Below are 15558 nucleotides of genomic sequence, written 5' to 3'. Positions count from 1 at the left end.
CCTCAGGCCTTAGTTCAATTCAATGGCGAAGTAATCACGCGCATTGTTAAAGCAGATGTTTTTCACCATCTCGCCCAGCAGAGCGATATCCGCAGGCGCTTCGCCAGCAGCCACCCAGCGGCCGATCATCTGGCAGAGAATACGGCGGAAGTACTCGTGGCGAGTGTAGGAGAGGAAGCTGCGGCTGTCGGTCAGCATGCCGACAAAACGGCTCAGCAGGCCAAGCTGCGCCAGCTGGGTCATCTGACGTTCCATGCCGTCTTTCTGATCGTTGAACCACCAGCCGGAACCGAACTGCATCTTGCCCGGCATGCCTTCGCCCTGGAAGTTACCGATCATGGTGCCCAGCACTTCGTTATCGCGTGGGTTCAGGCAGTACAGAATAGTTTTCGGCAGCAGGTTTTCTTCGTTCTGTTTGCTCAGCAGCTTTGACAGTTCTTCGGCCATCGGACGGTCGTTGATGGAATCGAACCCCACATCCGGCCCTAACAGTTTGAACTGACGCAGGTTGTTATTACGCAGCGCGCCGATGTGGTACTGCTGTACCCAGCCGCGGCGCGCGTATTCCGCGCCGAGGAATACCAGCACCGCCGTTTTGAACTGCGCGACTTCATGCTCGCTGAGCGTTTCGCCCGCCAGACGGCGCGCGAGAATGCTATCCAGTTCGTTATCGCTAGCTTCAGCGAACAGCACCACGTCCAGCGCGTGGTCGGAAACTTTACAGCCGTGAGCGGCAAAGTGATCCAGACGCTTAGTCAGCGCGCTTTGCAGGTCGGCGAAGCGGCGAATCTCGGTATCGGAGACTTCGCCAAGCTTGTTCATATAATCGTTAAAAGTGGCCTGCTCGATGTTGAACGCTTTATCCGGACGCCAGCTCGGCAACACTTTGATATCAAAGGTACTGTCTTTGGCGACCGTCGCATGATGCTCCAGTGAATCTATCGGATCGTCGGTCGTCCCCACCATCTTCACATTCATCTGCTTCATGATTCCACGGGCGGAGAAGGATTCCTGAGCCAGCAACTCATTACACTGGTCCCAGATTTCATCCGCCGTGGCTGGCGACAACAACTTACCTGTAATACCAAAAGGTCGGCGCAGCTCTAAATGCGTCCAGTGATATAGCGGGTTACCGATGGTATGAGGTACGGTCGCCGCCCAGGCGTCAAATTTCTCGCGATCGGAAGCATCGCCGGTACACAAGCGCTCCGCCACGCCGTTGGTGCGCATCGCGCGCCATTTGTAATGGTCGCCTTTCAGCCAGATGTCATACAGATTTTTAAAACGGTAATTTTCGGCAACCTGCTGCGGCGGAAGGTGGCAGTGGTAGTCGAAAATCGGCTGATCTTTGGCGTAATCGTGGTACAGACGGCGGGCAAACTCGGTATCAAGCAGAAAATCTTCGGTCATAAACGGTGTCATTGTCGTGTCCTCTTCGCCCCATCAAGGAGCCCATCAGATGATTGACTCTAATGCTGACAAAGTTATCACACCAATTTCTACAGGCCGAAGTATTTTTCGTGAGTTAGATCAATAAACGTCGACAAAAAAAGCACCACCAAAGGAGTAAACATCGCTGCAAGCCGCGCCAGCCCTGGCTTTAATTGACGCGATTAATGTCCCTACAAACTTTCCCACTTTTGTGACAGTACTCAACTTTTAAAGTTGTATGACAAGTTATCTTTCTGCCGTCGCAACATATAAACCGACGGAATGCATTACCGATGTGAATGACATCGGATTAAACGGTAGGGATGCCGGTTTCACTTTAACCACTGATGGCAAGGTTCAGTTCACGTCCTGAACCCTCCGTTTCCCCATCCTCCTCCCCTGGCGGGATGAAAGATGGCCGCAGACGCTGCGGAGAGACAACAACGATGAGGTTTTACATGCGTAAAATTAAAGGGTTACGTTGGTATATGATCGCACTGGTGACGCTGGGCACCGTGCTGGGTTACCTGACTCGTAACACCGTAGCGGCGGCTGCGCCGACGCTGATGGAAGAGTTGCACATTTCAACCCAACAATATTCTTATATCATCGCCGCCTACTCCGCTGCATATACCGTTATGCAGCCGGTTGCCGGCTATGTGCTTGATGTGCTCGGCACCAAAATTGGCTACGCCTTCTTTGCTATCGCCTGGGCGGTGTTCTGCGGTTCAACGGCGCTGGCAGGTAGCTGGGGCGGCCTGGCGCTGGCCCGCGGCGCGGTCGGCGCAGCGGAAGCGGCGATGATCCCTGCCGGTCTGAAAGCCAGCTCCGAATGGTTCCCGGCGAAAGAGCGTTCCATCGCTGTCGGCTACTTCAACGTCGGCTCTTCTATCGGCGCGATGATTGCTCCGCCGCTGGTGGTATGGGCGATTGTCATGCATAGCTGGCAGATGGCATTTATTATTTCCGGGGTTCTGAGCTTCGCCTGGGCGATGGCCTGGCTGATTTTCTACAAACACCCGCGCGATCAGAAAAAACTCACCGATGAAGAACGTGACTACATCATCGGCGGCCAGGAATCTCAGCATCAGACCAATAACGCGAAGAAAATGTCGCCGTGGCAGATCCTGCGTAACCGTCAGTTCTGGGGTATTGCGCTGCCGCGCTTCCTCGCAGAACCAGCCTGGGGTACCTTCAACGCCTGGATCCCGCTGTTCATGTTTAAAGTTTACGGCTTTAACCTGAAAGAGATCGCTATGTTCGCCTGGATGCCGATGCTGTTCGCCGACCTCGGCTGCATCGTCGGCGGCTACCTGCCGCCGCTGTTCCAGCGCTGGTTTGGCGTGAATCTTATCGTCTCACGTAAAATGGTCGTGACGATGGGCGCCCTGCTGATGATTGGTCCTGGCATGATTGGCCTGTTCACCAGCCCGTACGTGGCGATTGCGCTGCTGTGCGTCGGCGGTTTTGCTCACCAGGCCTTGTCCGGCGCGCTGATCACCCTCTCTTCCGACGTCTTTGGTCGTAACGAAGTGGCCACCGCCAACGGCCTGACCGGGATGGCGGCGTGGCTGGCCAGCACCATGTTCGCGCTGGTCGTCGGCGCGCTGGCGGATACCATCGGCTTCAGCCCACTGTTCGCGGTGCTGGCGGTCTTCGACTTACTCGGCGCGCTGGTTATCTGGACGGTACTGAAAAACAAATCGGCCGACGATGACTCGACGCCGCTCAATACCACGAAACCGGTGACGCAAAGCTAGACTGCCAGATGATTTTGCACCGACTAAGCCGCCTTTTTGAGGCGGCTTTTTTTATGCCTTCCAGTGGTGGAAAGCGCGTAAAAGTGGTATAACAAATCGAATATTGTCGCCATCTTCCGGGAGCGAATATGGAAATCAGTGAACCGCGCCGTCTCTATCAGCAGCTTGCCGCTGAGCTAAAGACGCGTATCGAACAAGGCGTCTACCTTGTAGGGGATAAGCTGCCCGCAGAGCGCTTTATCGCCGATGAAAAAAGCGTCAGCCGCACCGTGGTTCGCGAAGCCATCATCATGCTGGAAGTCGAAGGCTATGTTGAAGTCCGCAAAGGCTCCGGCATCCACGTTATTTCCAACCACCCGAAATACCAACAGGTGGTGGATGAATCGCTGGAGTTCGCCAACTATGGTCCGTTTGAATTACTCCAGGCCCGTCAGTTAATTGAGAGCAATATCGCTGAATTCGCCGCGACTCAGGTGACCAAACAGGACATCATGAAGCTAATGGAAATTCAGGAGAAAGCCCGCAACGAGAAGTGCTTCCGCGATTCCGAATGGGACCTGCAGTTCCATGTCCAGGTCGCGCTGGCCACCCAGAACACCGCGCTTGCCGCCATCGTAGAGAAGATGTGGACCCAGCGTGTACATAACCCGTACTGGAAAAAACTACACGATCATATCGACCTGCGCACCGTCGACAACTGGTGCGACGATCATGACCAAATCCTCAAAGCGCTCATTCGTAAAGACCCTCACGCGGCGAAGCTGGCAATGTGGCAGCATCTGGAAAATACCAAGCTGATGCTGTTTAACGAAACCAGCGATGACTTTGAATTCAATGCCGATCGCTATCTGTTTGCCGAAAATCCGGTGGTTCATCTCGATACCGCGGCGAACGGGGCAAAATAACGTATTATCCCTTTCACGGGCAGAACCTCTTTTTCTGCCCGCAGACCCGACAGGGTAAGCAAAGCATATATAGTGTCAGCCTGTGTAAATCCTCTCGCTACTCGCCCCTGCAACCCGCAAAATCAATCAGCAACAAACTGCAATTTCTATGACGTGAAGTCAGCTAGTTTGTTACAATTAGATGCATTTTACCGTTCTGCAGGTAAGTGTTTACTTACTGTTTAATCAAGGACTCGATCAGAACGTATTAACAGCGGCCATACTCTCATAATAATTTAGTCGCTATACCCGATGGCTAATGAATACACCGCGTTCAGACGTACCGTTAACCGATGTACCAGGAATCGTGAATGGAACTACTAACCCAATTACTGAATGCCTTATGGGCCCAGGATTACGAAACGCTGGCTAATCCCTCCATGATTGGCATGCTCTATTTTGTCTTATTTATGATTTTGTTCCTTGAGAATGGTTTGCTGCCAGCGGCGTTTTTACCAGGCGACAGCCTGCTGGTGCTGGTTGGGGTGTTGATCGCCAAAGGGGCGATGGGCTTCCCGGAAACCTTACTGCTGCTGACGGCGGCGGCGAGCCTTGGTTGCTGGGTAAGCTATATCCAGGGCCGATGGCTGGGCAATACGCGGATCGTGCAAAACTGGCTCTCGCATTTACCCTCGCATTATCACCAGCGAGCTCATCACCTGTTCCACAAGCACGGGTTGTCAGCGCTGCTGATTGGCCGCTTTATCGCCTTCGTGCGTACGCTGCTGCCAACAATTGCCGGTATCTCCGGTCTGAATAACGCGCGTTTCCAGTTCTTTAACTGGATGAGCGGCCTGCTGTGGGTGCTGATTCTTACCTCTCTCGGCTATCTGCTGGGTAAAACACCGGTGTTCCTGAAGTATGAAGATCAGCTGATGTCATGTCTGATGCTGCTACCGGTTGCGCTGCTGGTCTTTGGTCTGATCGGCTCCCTGGTTGTACTGTGGAAGAAAAAACACAGTAGTCGGAGCTAAGCATGGTCATCAAACGTCCTTCCTGGCGCCAGATGCGGTGGATGCTGGGCGGCTCACTGCTGCTCTGCGCCGTCGTCTGGCTGTGGCTGACCGTCAGTCAGCATGAATCCACTCTGGCCATCCGTCCCGTCAGCCAGGGCGTCGCCATGCCGGACGGTTTTTCCGTCTGGCATCATCTTGACGCCAACGGCATCCGTTTTAAGAGCATCACGCCGCAAAAAGACGGCCTGCTGATCAAATTCGACTCCAACGCTCAGGGCGCCGCGGCAAAAGAAGTATTGGGCCGAGCTCTGCCTCACGGTTATATTATTGCTCTGGTGGATGAAGAAAATTCGGCCACCGCCTGGTTATCCCGCCTGCGCGATGCTCCGCGCCGTTTTGGATAACGCGTCAAAAATTCCGAATCTTTTCGCACGGTTTGGTGAAGTCCCGCTTTCGTGTCTATTATTAAAACTGCGGGAACCGCCTGGCTCGTATTGTTGACTGGATTGGGTGTATCGTCGATATACCCTCACACAATGGAAGGTAGAATCCATGAATTACCGCATCGCACTATTACTGGCTCTGACCTCACTTAGCGCCAGCGCCTTCGCAGCCTCTCCTTGTCAGGAAAAAGAACAAAGTATCCAACGGGAGATCAGCTATGCCGAAAAACACCATAATCAGCATCGCATTGACGGCCTGAACAAAGCGCTGCAGGAAGTTCGCGCTAACTGCAGCGACAGCAAGGTCAGGGCTGAACATCAGCAGAAAATCGCCAAACAGAAGGCCGAAGTTGCCGAACGTCAGCGCGATCTGAGCGAGGCGAAGCAGAAAGGCGATGCGGACAAAATTAGCAAACGGGAACGTAAACTGGATGAAGCGCAGCAGGAACTGAAAGCGCTTGAGTCACGCGATTATTAATTGGTAAACGCTACAGGAGAACAAGATGGCTAAAGATAACGTTGCAGAAGATCTACGCGCTGAGCTGAAAAATCTGGCTGACACGCTGGAAGAAGTTCTGAACTCCTCCACCGACAAATCGAAAGAAGAGCTCGGCAAACTGCGTAGCAAAGCGGAAAGCGTACTGAAAGACAGCCGTGTGCGTCTCAGCGACACCAGCGATGCCATCGTCAAGCAGACGCGTGAAACCGCCGCTCGCGCCGATGAGTACGTTCGCGAAAATCCATGGACCGGAGTGGGCATTGGCGCAGCCGTCGGGCTGGTTGTCGGCGTACTGCTGTCGCGCCGTTAATTATGGCAAACTCTCAACACACGCAGGGCCCGGGACAGAGCGTATTCGGCATCGGCCAGCGGATTATCACGCTGCTGGTCGAAATGGTGGAAACGCGCTTGCGCCTGGTCGTCGTGGAGCTGGAAGAGGAGAAAGCGAACCTCTTCCAGCTGTTGCTGATGCTCGGGCTAACGCTGTTATTCGCCGCTTTTGGGCTGATGAGCCTGCTGGTGCTGATCATCTGGGCCGTCGATCCACAGTACCGCCTGCATGTGATGATCGCGACCACCAGCGTCCTGCTGCTCGCCTCGCTGATAGGGGGAATCTGGACCCTCAGGAAAGCTCGCCGTTCAACGTTTTTACGCCATACGCGCGACGAGCTGGCGAACGATCGCGCGCTGCTTGAGGACGATCGTCGATGAGCGGCCAACAGGAACGCGACCAGCGAAAAGCGCTGCTGCTGCGCCAAATCCAGCAACAGCGGCTGGATTTGGCCGCCAGCCATCGTCACTGGCTGGAAGCCACCTCACCTATCGATCGCGGCTGGCAAACGCTGAAACACCTGCGTTCATGGGCGATGGTCGGCAGCGGGGTAATGGCTATCTGGTCGGTGCGCCATCCGCGCTTTTTAATCCGCTGGGGCAAACGCGGCCTCGGCATCTGGAGCACCTGGCGGATGGTCAAAGGGATCCTGCGCCAGTCAGCATCGCGTTAATTACGCGCTCAGTGCGCCAGCGCGCTGAGCTCTTGCTCGCTTACCGGTGGTTTTACTGACCAGCGCGCTATCAACGCCGTTATGAAGCATCGCGAGGGCTATTTTACGCGTCGCCTGACGTTCGCCTTCTTCTCTACCTTCTTCACGCCCCTGTTTTCTTCCCTTTGTGCGCCCCCGCTCTTCAAACCATTCTGCTAATGTCATCAGTTGCTCCTTATGTTCAGGCATTCCCTGCGCCAGTTGACGAAAAAATCTGCCAGGGCTGGTCAAATGGCCGGAACGGGCAAGGATAAGATGCCTCTGGTGATAAAACAATCAATAGCCACGCACGCTGCGAGGCGCCTCGGAAAATATTTTCGCCGATCGCACCAATTGCTCAGAAAGTTTGAAAAAGAACTACAGTTTTCCTTGCTAACAATCCCCTCTCAAGCTCGCTAATATCCTCTCCATCGACAGCAAGCCCGCGTAACCACGCAGGATTGCACTAAAAAACGAAATCGCCGCCCTTTGGGTTTTCTGGAGTAAGAAATGAAAAAATTAGAAGATGTTGGTGTTCTGGTAGCGCGTATTCTGATGCCGATTCTGTTCATTACCGCTGGTTGGGGAAAAATCACCGGGTATGCAGGTACGCAGCAGTATATGGAAGCGATGGGTGTTCCGGGAGCGCTGCTGCCGCTGACTATTCTGCTTGAGTTTGGCGGCGGTCTGGCGATTCTGTTCGGTTTCCTGACTCGCACTACCGCGCTGTTCACCGCAGGCTTCACCCTGCTGACCGCGTTCCTGTTCCACAGCAACTTTGCTGAAGGCGTGAACTCGCTGATGTTCATGAAAAACCTGACCATCGCTGGTGGTTATCTGCTGCTGGCCGTGACGGGTCCGGGCGCATTCAGCATCGACCGCGTGCTGAATAAAAAGTGGTAAGCGCACTATACTGAGTAAAAATCTAAAAAAGCGAGGGGCTATCTCCTCGCTTTTGCTATCTGAAGGAGGAAGTAATGGGACAATTAGTCGACGGCGTCTGGCAAGATACCTGGTATGACACCAAATCCACCGGAGGACGGTTCAAGCGTTCCGTTTCAGCCTTCCGCAACTGGCTCACCGCCGATGGCGCGCCGGGTCCCGCGGGCGAAGGCGGCTTCGCCGCAGAGAAAGACCGCTATCACCTGTACGTTTCACTGGCCTGCCCGTGGGCGCATCGCACCCTGATTTTGCGCAAGCTGAAAGGATTAGAGCCCTTTATATCCGTCTCGGTTGTTCATCCGCTGATGCTGGAAAACGGCTGGACCTTCGCCGCCGATTTCCCGGATGCGACCGGCGACCAGCTCTATCATCATCAGTTCCTCTATCAGCTTTATCTGCAGGCCGATCCGCATTACACCGGCCGGGTGACCGTTCCGGTGCTGTGGGATAAAAAACAACAGACCATCGTCAGCAATGAGTCGGCTGAAATTATCCGCATGTTCAATACCGCGTTTGATGGCCTGGGCGCGCGAGCGGGCGACTATTATCCGCCGGCGTTGCGGGACAAAATCGACGATCTGAATAGCTGGATCTACGACAACGTTAACAACGGGGTGTATAAAGCCGGTTTCGCCACCAGCCAGCAGGCCTATGATGAAGCCGTCGACGCGCTGTTTACCTCGCTCGAACGCCTTGAGCAGATCCTCGGTCAGCACCGCTATCTGACCGGAAACCAGTTAACGGAAGCGGATATCCGCCTGTGGACAACGCTGGTTCGTTTCGACCCGGTGTATGTCACCCACTTTAAATGCGATAAGCGCCGTATCAGCGACTATCTCAACCTGTACGGTTTCCTGCGCGATATCTACCAGATGCCGGGGATTGCGGAAACGGTGAATTTCCCGCATATCCGCAATCACTATTATCGCAGCCACAAAACCATCAACCCGACGGGGATCATCTCCGTTGGTCCGCAGCAGGATCTCAACGAGCCGCACGGGCGGGATCGCTTTTCCCGCTGATCGATAAGGCGCCTACGGGCGCCTTTTATTCAGATTACGGATATTTACCAGTTTGATATTCATGCCTATGATTATTTTGATCGCTTTGAAAACAAGTGATTAATGATTAACTAAGGCGTGAGAAAATGGACTGGTATCTAAAAGTATTACGAAACTATATTGGCTTTGGCGGTCGCGCCCGGCGCAAAGAGTACTGGATGTTTATTCTGGTCAACATCATTCTCACCGCAGTGCTCAGCATCATCGATAAGATGCTCGGCTGGCAACGTGCAGGGGGTGAAGGCATCCTGACGACCATTTACGGCGTGCTGGTTTTTTTACCCTGGTGGGCGGTGCAGTTTCGTCGCCTGCATGACACCGATCGCTCGGCGTGGTGGCTACTGCTGCTGCTGATCCCGGTCATCGGCTGGCTGGTGATTTTGATTTTCAATTGCCAGAACGGCACGCCCGGCAATAATCGCTTTGGGCCAAATCCAAAACCCTACTCCTACTGATTTACGCGCTCCTCGGGCCGAGGAGCGCATCTTCCCGTTATCTGCCGGCAAACAGTTTCGGGATCTCCCGAAGACACCAGGATTTGGCTTCGCCCATGCTGTCGCGGCGCCAGGCCATAATAATATCAATTTCGTTGGTGTATTCAGGACTCACAACCCGCAGGCGCCCTTCAGCAATATCTTTCTCAACCAACGGATACGGCATGGTCGCCACGCCAAGTCCCGCCAGCAGCGCCTGGCGTTTATCTTCAATAGTGCTGACGGTTAGGCGCGGCTGCTTATCCAGCAGTTGCACCGTCAGTACCGGACGCTCTCGTGCGGTATCCGCCACCGCGACGCCGCGATATTTCACTCGAGTCACCTCGGAAAGCGGTTCTGGCTCCTGATGAATCGGGTGATCCGGCGCGGCAACGTAAACGCTTAACACCGAATAGAGCTTACGCGAGTTAATTTCTGACGATGAACGAAAATGCATATCCGGCGCGACGACAATATCAGCACGCCCCTGCTCCAGCCTTTCCCAGGCGCCGGCCAGCACTTCGGTAATAATCGACAGCTGGGTATTAGATTTGGTCGCCAGCTTCTCAATCAGCGGAAACAGATCGGTGGTCGGAACCAAGGCTTCGGTAACAATGGTCAGGTGAGTTTCCCAGCCGCGCGACAGCGCTTCGGCGTCGGTGGTCAGCTTGTCCGCCGCTTCCAGCAGCACGCGCCCGCGTTCCAGCAGCATGCGGCCAACGTTCGTAAATTTTGTGCGATGGCCGGAACGGTCAAACAGCACCACATCCAGTTCTTCTTCCAGTTTTTGCATGGTGTAGCTTAGGGCCGAAGGCACGCGACCCAGCTCGTCAGCCGCAGCGGCAAAGCTCCCGCGTCGGTCTATCGCATCCATTACGCGTAACGCTTCCAGCGTTAATGCTCTCTCTTTCGCCATTTCGCTCTCATTCAGGAATTTTGAACATACCGGGCAGAATATCTGGCTAACAATACAGCGTCCATACCTTTACCATTGATTTAGTGTAAAGAGAGGTCAAGAAAATGATTACAACCCGAACAGCCAAACAATGCGGTCAAGCAGACTTCGGCTGGCTGCAGGCCCGCTACACCTTTTCCTTTGGCCACTACTTCGACCCTAAATTGCTGGGTTACGCCTCGCTGCGCGTACTCAATCAAGAAGTGCTGGCGCCAGGCGCGTCATTTCAGCCGCGTACCTACCCAAAGGTCGATATCCTGAATCTGATTCTGGAAGGTGAAGCGGAATACCGCGATAGCGACGGCAACCACGTACAGGCAAAGGCTGGCGAAGCTCTGCTGCTCTCCACTCAACCGGGGGTCAGCTACAGCGAGCATAATCTCAGTAAAGAGCAGTCATTGACGCGCATGCAGCTGTGGCTGGATGCCTGCCCTGAGCGCGAAAACCCGCTGGTACAGAAAATGACGGTTGGCGATTCGCCGATTCAGCTATTAGCCTCTCCGGACGGCAGCGGCGACAGCTTACAGCTGCGCCAGCAGGTGTGGATCCATCATCTGCAGCTGGCAAAGGGCGAAGAGATCAACGTTCAACTGCACGGGCCGCGCGCCTATCTGCAGTCGATTCACGGTACGGTACATGCCGTGGCAAAAAAGGAAGAGAAACAGGCATTAACCTGCGGTGATGGCGCTTTTATTCGTGACGAAGCTAACATTACCCTCGTCGCCGATACGCCGCTGCGCGCTTTGCTGATAGATTTACCGGTGTAACAAGGAAGCCGGGAGTTTGTGAGTGAGCAAGAAGAAGAGCAAAAAAGCGAAACCGTTAGACCTGCCAGTTACTCCGGAAGCCATGAGCCCAATCGGCTTTGGCTATGAAGAGATGCTGAGTGAACTGGAAGCCATCGTGGAAGATGCGCAAACGCGGTTGCAGGACGAAGATAACGCCGCCTGAAGAAATCGGCCCCATAACGGGGCCGACTTTATTACTCGCTCAGCGCCTGAGAGAGATCTTTTTTCACCTGAGTACGCTGTTCCGGCGTCAGTACCTGATTAACACCGAAATAGTACTTCACACGATAATAGCGCACCTGCTGCTCAACCTTGCTGAAAGCCGCAAGCTGATCTTTCACCGCTTTTTCATTCCATTTCCCGGAATCGATCACGTCAAATAACACGCCATCTTTAATATCTTTCTGCGAAACCTGTTGGACGTTCTTTTCCATTTCCTGATGCAGGCTCTTAATTTTAGCGACCTGATCCTGGCTCAATTTTAAATGCTGAACGATAGGATCCTGAGCCGGCGCCGGCGCGGCGGCAACCTCAGCGGCCTGTGCCGCCATGGAGAATCCTGCGGCTGCAGCCGTCATTAATACCATCCGAGAAAGTTTGTTCATTTTGTTATCCTGAATAAGTACGTAGTGATAAGACGCCCTATTATTCCCTGAACAATAATGACGATGTGTAAAAAAGCATGTTCACCAGTGTAAATATCCAGGCAATATATTCACCAAACCAATCGCATAAAACATAAAATTCATTATATCTATTAAATTCGCACTAAATCCGGTGATGTTAAATTAATATCCATGCGCGGCGCGGCCAGCATAATGTTATTTTCATCGAGCGCATTTTTGATATTTTCCAGAAAATCAAAATAGGTATCCCAATACTCCGCATTTTTCACCCATACGCGAATGGTAAAATTAAGCGAGCCGGGAGCCAACTCGATCAGGCGAACCGTGGTACCGCGAGAGTGATCGATGCGCTTTTCATCATCGATGAGCGTCTGGATCACCTGTTTAACGTGCGATATCTGGCTATGACATGCTACCCCAAGCGTGAGATCGATGCGGCGATAGGGATGGCGGGAATAGTTAACGATGCTATCGGCTATAATTTTACCGTTCGGGATAATGACTTCTTTATTATCTACAGTCAGCAACGTCGTAGAAAAAACATGTACCGATTGTACCAGCCCGGCTACCGCCCCCACCTGCACAAAGTTACCCGCGCGGAAGGGACGTAACGTCACCAGCAATACGCCTGCGGCAAAATTTGACAGCGAGCCCTGCAGCGCCAGGCCAATGGCCAGACCTGCCGCGCCAAGGACGGCGATAATGGATGAGGTTTCAATCCCTACCCGGCCTAACGCGGCGATAATCGCAAAAGCCATGGTGATATAGCGCACCAACGCGGCGAAGAAGTGGACGATTGTCGCATCTACGTTGCGTCGCAGCAGAATTTTCTCGAGAGTTTTGCCGAGTAGTTTCGAAATCAGCTTACCAACAAACAAAATGATCAGCGCTGCCGCGATATTCCACGCAAACTGCATAATTGTATCGCCATGGCCGACAAGCCAGGCGAGCGCCGCTTTAATTTGGGGGAATAAAACTACATTTTTCACGACAACCGCTCCTGTCAGGATAACACGTAAAACCTGCTATCCATTAAGCTGAATGAAGACCGCTGCAAATGAGGGATTGAGATTAATGGATAGAAGATACAATTTCGAAGCGTGACAGTATCAATGCGCGCGGCCTGCAATGCAGCCAGAAAGCTGTTTAAAAATGGATATCCGGCAATACAGGTTTGTGATGGGCTGAAATCAAAAAAACGAAATGGGATTGAGTTCCAGATAGCAAAAACCCCGCCGGAGCGGGGTTTTTACATTAAAGAGGTGAAACTGACCGATAAGCCGCTTTCTTTCTGGTATAGCGTCGTGGACAGTCATTCATCTTTGTTCCAACCTCCGGATAGCAAAAACCCCGCCGGAGCGGGGTTTTTACATTGAAGAGGTGAAACTGACCGATAAGCCGGGTTCTGTCGTGGACAGTCATTCATCTAGGCCAGCAATCGCTCACTGGCTCAAGCAGCCTACCCGGGTTCAGTACGGGCCGTACCTTATGAACCCCTATTTGGCCTTGCTCCGGGTGGAGTTTACCGTGCCGCGGACTGTTACCAGCCGCGCGGTGCGCTCTTACCGCACCCTTTCACCCTTACCTGATCCCGCTTGCGCGGGCCATCGGCGGTTTGCTCTCTGTTGCACTGGTCGTGGGCTGTGACACCCCCCAGGCGTTACCTGGCACCTTGCCCTATGGAGCCCGGACTTTCCTCCCCTCCGCCCGTCTCCCCCTTAGAGGACGACGACGAAGCGGCGACTGTCTGGTCAGCTTCGGCGCGAAGTATAGAGGGTTCGCGCGCCTTTGTCACCCCGCACAGCGCATTCCGCTCGCAAGCGTCGCGGCAATCATGGCTTTCACCCTCCCCTCGCCGGCAGAAAGGCTTTGTTTATCAGAGCCAGGGACGAAAAAATGTTCATGGTGATGTAGCCTGACGGCGCTGCGAAAAGTAAACATAACAGGGCGCAGGCACACGCCCATCTTGTTAGCGAGTCACTTCCACTTTCGCCAGTTTTTCGTAGTAACACGCCAGAGCGCTATGGTCCGCGGTACCCAGACCATCCGCGCGCAGCGCCTGCATCATCTCCATTACCGCCGCCGTCAGCGGTAGCTGGGCGCCGACGCCGTGAGATGTATCCAGCGCATTGGCCAGATCTTTGATATGCAGATCGATGCGGAAACCCGGCTTGAAGTTGCGATCCATCACCATCGGCGCTTTAGCATCAAGCACGGTGCTGCCCGCCAGGCCGCCGCGAATCGCCTGATACACCAGGTCCGGGTTAACGCCGGCTTTGGTGGCCAGAGTTAACGCTTCCGACATGGCCGCGATGTTCAGCGCCACAATCACCTGGTTGGCCAATTTGGTGACGTTACCTGCGCCAATATCGCCGGTATGAACCACGGATCCCGCCATCGCTTTCATCAGGTCGTAGTATTTATCGAAAATCGCCTTGTCACCGCCAACCATCACCGACAGGGTACCATCGATCGCTTTAGGTTCGCCGCCGCTTACCGGCGCATCCAGCATATCGATGCCTTTGGCCTTCAACGCTTCGCTAATTTCACGGCTCGCCAGCGGCGCGATAGAGCTCATATCGATTACCACGGTGCCCGGTTTCGCACCTTCGATAATGCCGTTTTCCCCCAACGCAACGTCTTTTACGTGCGGAGAGTTTGGCAGCATGGTGATAATTACATCGCACTGCTCAGCAATGGCTTTCGCTGTGCTCGCGGTTTCTGCACCCGCGGCAATCACATCAGCAATGGCTTCAGGGTTACGGTCGGATACCACCAGCGAATAACCCGCCTTCAGCAAATTTTTGCTCATCGGCTTGCCCATGATGCCAAGACCAATAAAACCCACTTTGATAGTCATAATCTTCTCTCTTAATCCTGGTGATTATTTTTTAAAAGAATCAGCAAGTTTCTGGGTTGCTGAACGGAAGACGCCTAAATCGCTACCGACGGCGACGAAGGTCGCGCCCCACTCCAGATAGCGACGCGCATCGGCTTCTACCGGTGCAAGAATGCCGCTCGGCTTACCGTGTTTCTTCGCGCTGGAGAAAATATGCTGGATAGCACGCTGAACCTCTGGATGGGCGGCATTGCCCAGATGGCCCAACGCCGCGGCAAGATCGCTCGGACCGACGAACAGGCCATCAACGCCATCGGTCGCAGCGATCGCGTCGACGTTGTCCACTCCGGTTTGACTCTCAATCTGCACCAGAATGGCGATGTTGTTATTAGACTGAGTGAAGTAGTCCGCTACGGTGCCGAACATATTGCCGCGATGAGAAACGGAGACCCCGCGGATCCCTTGCGGCGGATAGCGGGTTGATGCCACCGCCTGAGTCGCCTGTTCAGCGGTTTCGACAAACGGCACCAGGAAGTTGTAGAAACCGATGTCCAGCATACGCTTGATGATAATCGGTTCGTTGGTCGGCACGCGCACGACCGGCGCGCTGTGGCTGCCCTTCAGCGCCATTAATTGCGGGATAAGCGTGGTCACATCATTGGGCGCATGCTCCGCGTCGAGCACCAGCCAATCGAAACCAGCAAGCCCTAATACCTCGGTGCTAATCGGATTCGCCAGGGCGCACCAGCAGCCGATTTGTACCTGGTGGGCCGCCAACGCGGCTTTGAATTTGTTCGGGAAAATTGCGTTATCCATGAT

The 15558-nt window shown here is 53.9% G+C and carries 19 protein-coding genes, 1 other RNA gene and 1 pseudogene; 13 read left to right on the top strand and 8 right to left on the bottom strand.

What is annotated here, in order from left to right; translation table 11 throughout:
- Nucleotides 1-9: 9 nt before the first annotated feature.
- Nucleotides 10-1422 (bottom strand): glucuronate isomerase, encoded by a 1413-nt coding sequence (gene uxaC, locus ABLV78_RS03055; protein ID WP_045394905.1) that lies wholly within the window; start codon nucleotides 1420-1422, stop codon nucleotides 10-12.
- 467 nt (nucleotides 1423-1889) lie between these two features.
- Between uxaC and ABLV78_RS03050 the strand changes: the two genes are divergently transcribed.
- From ABLV78_RS03050 to ABLV78_RS03015, 8 genes are all read left to right on the top strand, one after another.
- Nucleotides 1890-3191, top strand: coding sequence for an MFS transporter (locus ABLV78_RS03050; RefSeq protein ID WP_045394906.1), 1302 nt, complete (start codon nucleotides 1890-1892; stop codon nucleotides 3189-3191).
- Nucleotides 3192-3319: 128 nt separating this feature from the next.
- On the top strand, nucleotides 3320-4096 hold the full coding sequence (gene exuR / locus ABLV78_RS03045) for a transcriptional regulator ExuR (protein ID WP_015369577.1): 777 nt from the start codon (nucleotides 3320-3322) through the stop codon (nucleotides 4094-4096).
- Between the two features lie 350 nt (nucleotides 4097-4446).
- Nucleotides 4447-5109 carry a DedA family general envelope maintenance protein YqjA gene (gene yqjA, locus ABLV78_RS03040; protein ID WP_015369576.1) on the top strand — a complete coding sequence of 221 codons (663 nt, stop codon included), beginning with the start codon at nucleotides 4447-4449 and terminating at the stop codon, nucleotides 5107-5109.
- 8 nt (nucleotides 5110-5117) lie between these two features.
- Nucleotides 5118-5495: an EnvZ/OmpR regulon moderator MzrA gene (mzrA, locus tag ABLV78_RS03035; RefSeq protein WP_162184075.1), complete on the top strand. Its 378-nt coding sequence runs from the start codon at nucleotides 5118-5120 to the stop codon at nucleotides 5493-5495.
- Nucleotides 5496-5643: 148 nt separating this feature from the next.
- A complete protein-coding gene (locus ABLV78_RS03030) occupies nucleotides 5644-6012 on the top strand; it encodes a DUF1090 domain-containing protein (protein WP_047044796.1) in 369 nt (122 codons plus the stop codon).
- A gap of 25 nt (nucleotides 6013-6037) precedes the next feature.
- Nucleotides 6038-6343, top strand: coding sequence for an ElaB/YgaM/YqjD family protein (locus tag ABLV78_RS03025; RefSeq protein ID WP_015369573.1), 306 nt, complete (start codon nucleotides 6038-6040; stop codon nucleotides 6341-6343).
- A 2-nt stretch (nucleotides 6344-6345) separates the two neighbouring features.
- Nucleotides 6346-6744, top strand: coding sequence for a phage holin family protein (locus tag ABLV78_RS03020; RefSeq protein WP_015369572.1), 399 nt, complete (start codon nucleotides 6346-6348; stop codon nucleotides 6742-6744).
- Complete coding sequence (locus tag ABLV78_RS03015) at nucleotides 6741-7037, top strand: YqjK-like family protein (RefSeq protein ID WP_015703570.1); 297 nt, start codon at nucleotides 6741-6743, stop codon at nucleotides 7035-7037. Before ABLV78_RS03020 ends, ABLV78_RS03015 begins: the two co-directional genes overlap by 4 nt.
- On the opposite strand, the gene ABLV78_RS03010 is transcribed toward ABLV78_RS03015, so the two are convergent.
- Entirely contained in the window at nucleotides 7038-7241 is a 204-nt protein-coding gene (locus ABLV78_RS03010; protein ID WP_047044794.1) for an Rpn/YhgA-type helix-turn-helix domain-containing protein, read from the bottom strand.
- A gap of 324 nt (nucleotides 7242-7565) precedes the next feature.
- Here ABLV78_RS03010 and ABLV78_RS03005 point away from each other — a divergent pair, with 324 nt between their 5' ends.
- From ABLV78_RS03005 to ABLV78_RS02995, 3 genes are all read left to right on the top strand, one after another.
- A complete protein-coding gene (locus ABLV78_RS03005) occupies nucleotides 7566-7958 on the top strand; it encodes a DoxX family protein (RefSeq protein WP_015703571.1) in 393 nt (130 codons plus the stop codon).
- A gap of 74 nt (nucleotides 7959-8032) precedes the next feature.
- Nucleotides 8033-9019: a glutathione S-transferase family protein gene (locus ABLV78_RS03000; RefSeq protein ID WP_045394910.1), complete on the top strand. Its 987-nt coding sequence runs from the start codon at nucleotides 8033-8035 to the stop codon at nucleotides 9017-9019.
- A gap of 125 nt (nucleotides 9020-9144) precedes the next feature.
- Nucleotides 9145-9513, top strand: a complete 369-nt coding sequence (locus tag ABLV78_RS02995; RefSeq protein WP_015369567.1) for a DUF805 domain-containing protein — start codon at nucleotides 9145-9147, stop codon at nucleotides 9511-9513.
- 37 nt (nucleotides 9514-9550) lie between these two features.
- Here the strand turns inward: ABLV78_RS02995 and ABLV78_RS02990 are convergent, their stop codons facing one another.
- A complete protein-coding gene (locus tag ABLV78_RS02990; protein WP_045377888.1) occupies nucleotides 9551-10447 on the bottom strand; it encodes a LysR family transcriptional regulator in 897 nt (298 codons plus the stop codon).
- A 104-nt stretch (nucleotides 10448-10551) separates the two neighbouring features.
- Between ABLV78_RS02990 and ABLV78_RS02985 the strand changes: the two genes are divergently transcribed.
- Together ABLV78_RS02985 and ABLV78_RS02980 are read left to right on the top strand one after the other, a co-directional pair.
- A complete protein-coding gene (locus tag ABLV78_RS02985) occupies nucleotides 10552-11253 on the top strand; it encodes a pirin family protein (RefSeq protein WP_032715877.1) in 702 nt (233 codons plus the stop codon).
- Between the two features lie 22 nt (nucleotides 11254-11275).
- Nucleotides 11276-11437, top strand: a complete 162-nt coding sequence (locus ABLV78_RS02980; RefSeq protein ID WP_072251530.1) for a protein YhaL — start codon at nucleotides 11276-11278, stop codon at nucleotides 11435-11437.
- A 31-nt stretch (nucleotides 11438-11468) separates the two neighbouring features.
- Here the strand turns inward: ABLV78_RS02980 and ABLV78_RS02975 are convergent, their stop codons facing one another.
- From ABLV78_RS02975 to garL, 5 genes and pseudogenes are all read right to left on the bottom strand, one after another.
- Nucleotides 11469-11879, bottom strand: coding sequence for a Spy/CpxP family protein refolding chaperone (locus ABLV78_RS02975; RefSeq protein WP_045394911.1), 411 nt, complete (start codon nucleotides 11877-11879; stop codon nucleotides 11469-11471).
- Between the two features lie 152 nt (nucleotides 11880-12031).
- The gene (locus tag ABLV78_RS02970) at nucleotides 12032-12889 is read right to left on the bottom strand and encodes a mechanosensitive ion channel domain-containing protein (RefSeq protein ID WP_047044790.1); all 858 of its coding nucleotides are present in this window, start codon (nucleotides 12887-12889) and stop codon (nucleotides 12032-12034) included.
- Between the two features lie 389 nt (nucleotides 12890-13278).
- Nucleotides 13279-13659, bottom strand: an RNA gene (rnpB, locus tag ABLV78_RS02965) — RNase P RNA component class A.
- A gap of 210 nt (nucleotides 13660-13869) precedes the next feature.
- Nucleotides 13870-14760, bottom strand: coding sequence for a 2-hydroxy-3-oxopropionate reductase (garR, locus tag ABLV78_RS02960; RefSeq protein ID WP_045394913.1), 891 nt, complete (start codon nucleotides 14758-14760; stop codon nucleotides 13870-13872).
- Nucleotides 14660-15555, bottom strand: a pseudogene (garL, locus tag ABLV78_RS02955) (2-dehydro-3-deoxyglucarate aldolase). Before garL ends, garR begins: the two are co-directional and overlap by 101 nt.
- Nucleotides 15556-15558: the final 3 nt, after the last annotated feature.

It is taken from the genome of Klebsiella sp. CN_Kp075 (genome assembly GCF_040065055.2).
GTDB lineage: Bacteria > Pseudomonadota > Gammaproteobacteria > Enterobacterales > Enterobacteriaceae > Klebsiella > Klebsiella aerogenes.
The sequence above is the reverse complement of the archived record's forward strand: the minus strand, read 5'-3'. Positions and strand labels throughout refer to the sequence as shown.